General features: G+C 40.5%; 6 protein-coding genes and 1 other annotated feature. Of the genes, 3 read left to right on the forward strand and 3 right to left on the reverse strand.

Annotated features, from left to right (window positions below):
• Positions 1-102 precede the first annotated feature (102 nt).
• Positions 103-405, reverse strand: coding sequence for a helix-turn-helix domain-containing protein (locus tag JFC07_RS12850; protein ID WP_068408813.1), 303 nt, complete (start codon positions 403-405; stop codon positions 103-105).
• Positions 406-409: 4 nt separating this feature from the next.
• The gene (locus tag JFC07_RS12855) at positions 410-754 is read right to left on the reverse strand and encodes a type II toxin-antitoxin system RelE/ParE family toxin (protein WP_198329209.1); all 345 of its coding nucleotides are present in this window, start codon (positions 752-754) and stop codon (positions 410-412) included.
• Between the two features lie 341 nt (positions 755-1,095).
• Here JFC07_RS12855 and JFC07_RS12860 point away from each other — a divergent pair, with 341 nt between their 5' ends.
• The 3 genes from JFC07_RS12860 to JFC07_RS12870 all read left to right on the forward strand — a co-directional run bounded on the left by JFC07_RS12860 (position 1,096) and on the right by JFC07_RS12870 (position 3,591).
• The gene (locus JFC07_RS12860) at positions 1,096-1,299 is read left to right on the forward strand and encodes a hypothetical protein (protein WP_193030879.1); all 204 of its coding nucleotides are present in this window, start codon (positions 1,096-1,098) and stop codon (positions 1,297-1,299) included.
• A 395-nt stretch (positions 1,300-1,694) separates the two neighbouring features.
• Positions 1,695-2,914 (forward strand): IS3 family transposase gene (locus JFC07_RS12865; protein WP_198329210.1). Its coding sequence is split into 2 segments (ribosomal slippage): positions 1,695-1,980 and positions 1,980-2,914, totalling 1,221 coding nucleotides; the frame shifts between segments, so codons are not numbered across the junction.
• Positions 1,970-2,086, forward strand: a sequence feature (AL1L pseudoknot). (Overlaps the previous gene by 117 nt.)
• Positions 2,915-3,162: 248 nt before the next feature.
• Complete coding sequence (locus JFC07_RS12870; protein ID WP_102077604.1) at positions 3,163-3,591, forward strand: PaaI family thioesterase; 429 nt, start codon at positions 3,163-3,165, stop codon at positions 3,589-3,591.
• Between the two features lie 242 nt (positions 3,592-3,833).
• Here JFC07_RS12870 and JFC07_RS12875 read toward each other — a convergent pair whose 3' ends face one another.
• Positions 3,834-4,253, reverse strand: coding sequence for a PPC domain-containing protein (locus JFC07_RS12875; protein WP_198329211.1), 420 nt, complete (start codon positions 4,251-4,253; stop codon positions 3,834-3,836).
• Positions 4,254-4,400 lie beyond the last annotated feature (147 nt).

The following is a 4,400-nucleotide window of genomic DNA, read 5'->3' on the forward strand; positions in this document are numbered from 1 at the left end:
TAGATGGGCTATTTTATTACTTTTATTGAGTTTTTGCCTTAACTGACTGGCATTAACCATAAGAGGGTGGCTTATTAGCGTTTGAATCACTCGAATTCATTATTACACATTAAAACCTATGTGCTTCCCTGTTGGCAGCTCAACGTCGATACGAAGCTTGCCACCCATAGCTTCAACATATTTTTTCATGGTCGATATTTTAAGATCATTGCCGCGATTTTCTATAGCAGACAATGAAGGCTGCTTAATACCCATGGTTTGAGCCAGCTCTTTTTGAGAGATCTCTAACTCTTCACGGATACGAGACAGCTGGTTTTCTAAAAGCAGTTGCTCTGCCAGTTGTTTAATACGCGCTCGGCTGTCTAAAGAGCGCTCAGCTAACATCTCTTGTAATGTCTTAGTCATATCATCAATCTCCTAAAGTTCTGAGGTGACACTCATACTGTTGGTCTGCAGTGGCTAGCATTTCTTTATAAAAACGCTTTCTATTACCCTTATCACCAATACAAAGCACAATAGCTTGCCGCTTTGGGTCAAAGGCAAAAAAGGCTCTGAGTGGCTTACCTTTGTGCTGAACACGTAACTCTTTCATGTTGGTAAATTTCGAATCATACACCGTATCCACTAAAGGGCGACCTAAGCTTGGGCCTTGTTGTTCTAAAACCATCAAAGCTGCCAGTACTTTTTCTTGCGTTGATTCATCTTGCTGATCAAGCCATTGGTTGAACAGCTCTGTTGTGATGACAGTCCACATATAAAGACCAATATATAGATTACAGTCTATATAATACAGCTAATCGAGACAGTCTGCAATTAGAACGAGCAGCTTTAGCGCGTCGTGTTACTGGCTTATGACACTATGATCAGCTCTTAACAACCTATTCTTAATAGTGATAGTATTTTCTATCGTATAACGATACTTGTTTTTAGTTATTTTCGGACAACTTAGAACCTGATATTCAAACCAAGATAGCAATACGCAAATGATGTTAAAATACAATCAGAGAAGTCTACAGACCACTAAAACACTTGGGAAACGACTAAGAGTTCAATGCCTTTACAGCGCAATAATCACGATTTAAAGGAAAAATAACTTTGTATAAATCAGAGCAAGCAAGACAAGTAATTTATCATCAAGACCCTACTGTTAACACTGACTGGTTAGACGCGGTTACGATTGATACCGACAGCAAGAAAATAACCAAAGCAGAGAACGAGCAGCTGACAAAAGGATTTGTTAGGGGATTGATAGCAGGTAAAGTCATTGGCATTGAGTCGCTCGATGATTTAAATTTTTGATGGTCTGCTAAAAATCAGCACACCTTCATTATAATGACGAACCCTAAAAAGACAGTAATTAGGCGGAACAAAAACTGATTGTTGGCGCGGGTGTTGATATTGAGAAAAATAAATAATAAGAAAGCCCGTAAAAACTGGACGTATAACCGACAGTTTGTGTTCTAGGATAGAAGTCAAACTAGAGCATGTTTAAAAAAATCTAGCGGCAACCAACGCAGACAACATAAAAATTTAACCAGCAGTTCCAATTGCTCGTATGAGAAATCTATTATTATCCAATCCTGCCCCCTTAGTTTTTATAGTTAATCAATCAATATACACACTAATCATTCTCAAATGCCAACTTGAACCGCCCCGGTATTGTCGGAGACTTAACATTCTGAGAGAATACGACAATGAAAAGACAAACCTACACTCCTGAGATTAAAGAACGCGCCGTTCGCATGCTCATTGAAGCGGCAGGCGACTACCCCTCTACCTGGTCAGCGATTCAAGCCATTGCCCCTAAGATTGGCTACACACCTGAGACCCTGCGATCCTGGCATAAAAAGCACATCGATCAAACTATTCCTGCCTCAGTGCAAGCGCAAAGTCAGGAACAGCGTATTAAAGATCTTGAACGCGAAAATAGAGAGCTTAAGCAAGCCAATGAAATCATAAGGAAGGCGGCTGCTTTTTTCGCCCAGGCGGAGCTCGACCGCTGACTAAGACAATGGTTAGGTTTATAGATGAGCATAAATATCAATACGGGATCGAGTCAATTTGTAGAGTTCTGCCGATTGCCCCATCAACCTACTACCGTGCTAAAGACTTAGAGGACTGCCCTGAGAAGCGCTCATTACGCAGTCAGCATGACGACTTTTACATTAGTGAGATTAAACGCATCTGGCAGGACAGCAAATGCCGCTATGGCGCTCGTAAAGTATGGCAGCAGATGAAAGCGGATGGGTTAAAGGTGGCTCGCTGCACTATAGAGCGGTTAATGAAGCAGTATGGTCTGCAGGGGGTTTGGCGCGGTAAGGGTAAGATGACCACTAACAGCCGTGACGATCAAAAGCGTGCTGATGACTTGGTCAATCGCAACTTTAATGCCCATCGTCCTAATCAGCTGTGGGTTGCAGATTTTACTTATATCAAGACAACGAGTGGCTGGGTCTATACTGCTTTTATCATTGATGTGTTTGCCCGCGCTATTGTGGGCTGGAAAGTCTCTAATCGGATGAACACGGATATGGTGATGGCAGCGCTCAATCAAGCGATAACAGATAGGAATCATCCCAAAGATGTCATTCATCACAGCGATCGAGGGGTTCAGTACTTATCTATTCGCTATACCGATAAGATGACAGACTGCGGTGTGATTGCTTCTGTCGGTACAACAGGCGACTCATACGACAATGCATTGGCTGAAACGGTCAATGGACTCTATAAGTCTGAGGTAATTGAATATCTAAAGGAGAGCTGGACTGGCGTAAACGATGTTGAACTGGCAACCCTTGAGTGGGTGGACTGGTTTAATAAAACACGATTGCATAGCATGATTGGATATGTGTCACCCTTTGAGTTTGAAAAGCGGTACTATGATAATTTAATCCTGTCAGGCATTGCCGCCTGACTCAACTAAATCACTCTACGATATAGTCGGGGCGGTTCAAACTAATTGTCTTTTTTCAATTCTTACAGTGGGACTGAACCAGTGAAAGGACCTGATAACCTATCATTAGCCTATACCTCTCAGCAAACCGTCAAGGACTTTAAAACTAGTGCTCTGAACTAAAACGGCTCTATAACTTTTTATCGTAGTAAGGTGGAAAATTAGGATAGAATAGAGGTGCCAATAACAGTTAGATTAAAGGAAGCCCTATGTCAGCAACCAAGGAAGAGATAGCTGAGTTCATGAAGTCTGAGTTCCCTCAAGCAAAGTACAAGATTGAGGCAGTAAATAGCAGTGGGTCAATTTTATCCCATGATATCAGTTTAGATGATTTAAGACCTGGAGGTACTGTATCGGGACCTGTAATGATGGGAATTGCTGATGTGGCTCTTTATGTGGCTATCTTAGGTAGAATTGGCATAGTACCATTAGCAGTAACCACGAGTCTAACTATCAACTTTTTACGTAAACCAACTGCAAAATCACTCATTATTGCTGAGTGCAAACTGCTAAAAATTGGAAGAAGTCTAGTCGTAGGTGAGGTTTCTTTATACTCAGATGGATCTGACGAATTAGTTGCCCATGTTGTGGGAACCTACTCAGTACCACCAACCAAGAACAAGTCTGAAAATATGTAAAAGATATCAACTTAAAGCCCTTTGCTCAAATCCTAGTGAAATAGATCAGGCTTCTTTACTGGTAATAGTTCTCTAGTGAGGACTTGAATCTTTGGCTGTGGGCTAAGAAATAGTCCCAGTGTACTTACCATACAAATTTTATTTGTGATCGGTGCGCTACACAGACTGTAATACTCAGCATGAGTATTACAGTCTGTGTATGTGATAGCGTAGGTCAGCATTATAATATTAAGCTTATATAACTATAAAATAGAGACTTCTAGCCAATACGCAGGTGTTTTCCCTCTAGAAGCTTGAGAGCGTGGCTGAAGAATACGCAATTCATATTTACCTGAATATGGAAGCATATAATAACCTTGGTTATCTAGTTTAGAGGAATACTCTCCTACGTCGACAGAATCTGATAGATTCTTATTAAATAAATAAGTATCTACGTTCCCTCCCGTTGTTTTAACAGAAAGCTTTTGGTTTTTTTTAGCATAAAATGTATAGGAATCGTACTTAACACCCTTTAATTTCCCATAATAGTTAGCTGAATTTGCACCTTTTTTAAATTGAACATCAACAGTTTTAGCCACTGCATCTGAAGATGCGGCCATAACTGTAGGGCTTACTACTAGAATAGGAAGCGCAAGTAGAGTAGCAGCAGTTAAGTTTTTCATATTTTAAGACCCCGAGCAGTAAAAAATACCGATTTTAACTTACTTCACGCTGTTAAATTTTATAGATATGTTACATTAGAATTACTAACATACCCCCTATGGCAGGATAGTTGTCACCCCTAAATAATAATTCCAAAGGGGACAATG

This window comes from Psychrobacter faecalis (genome assembly GCF_016107575.1).
GTDB lineage: Bacteria > Pseudomonadota > Gammaproteobacteria > Pseudomonadales > Moraxellaceae > Psychrobacter > Psychrobacter faecalis.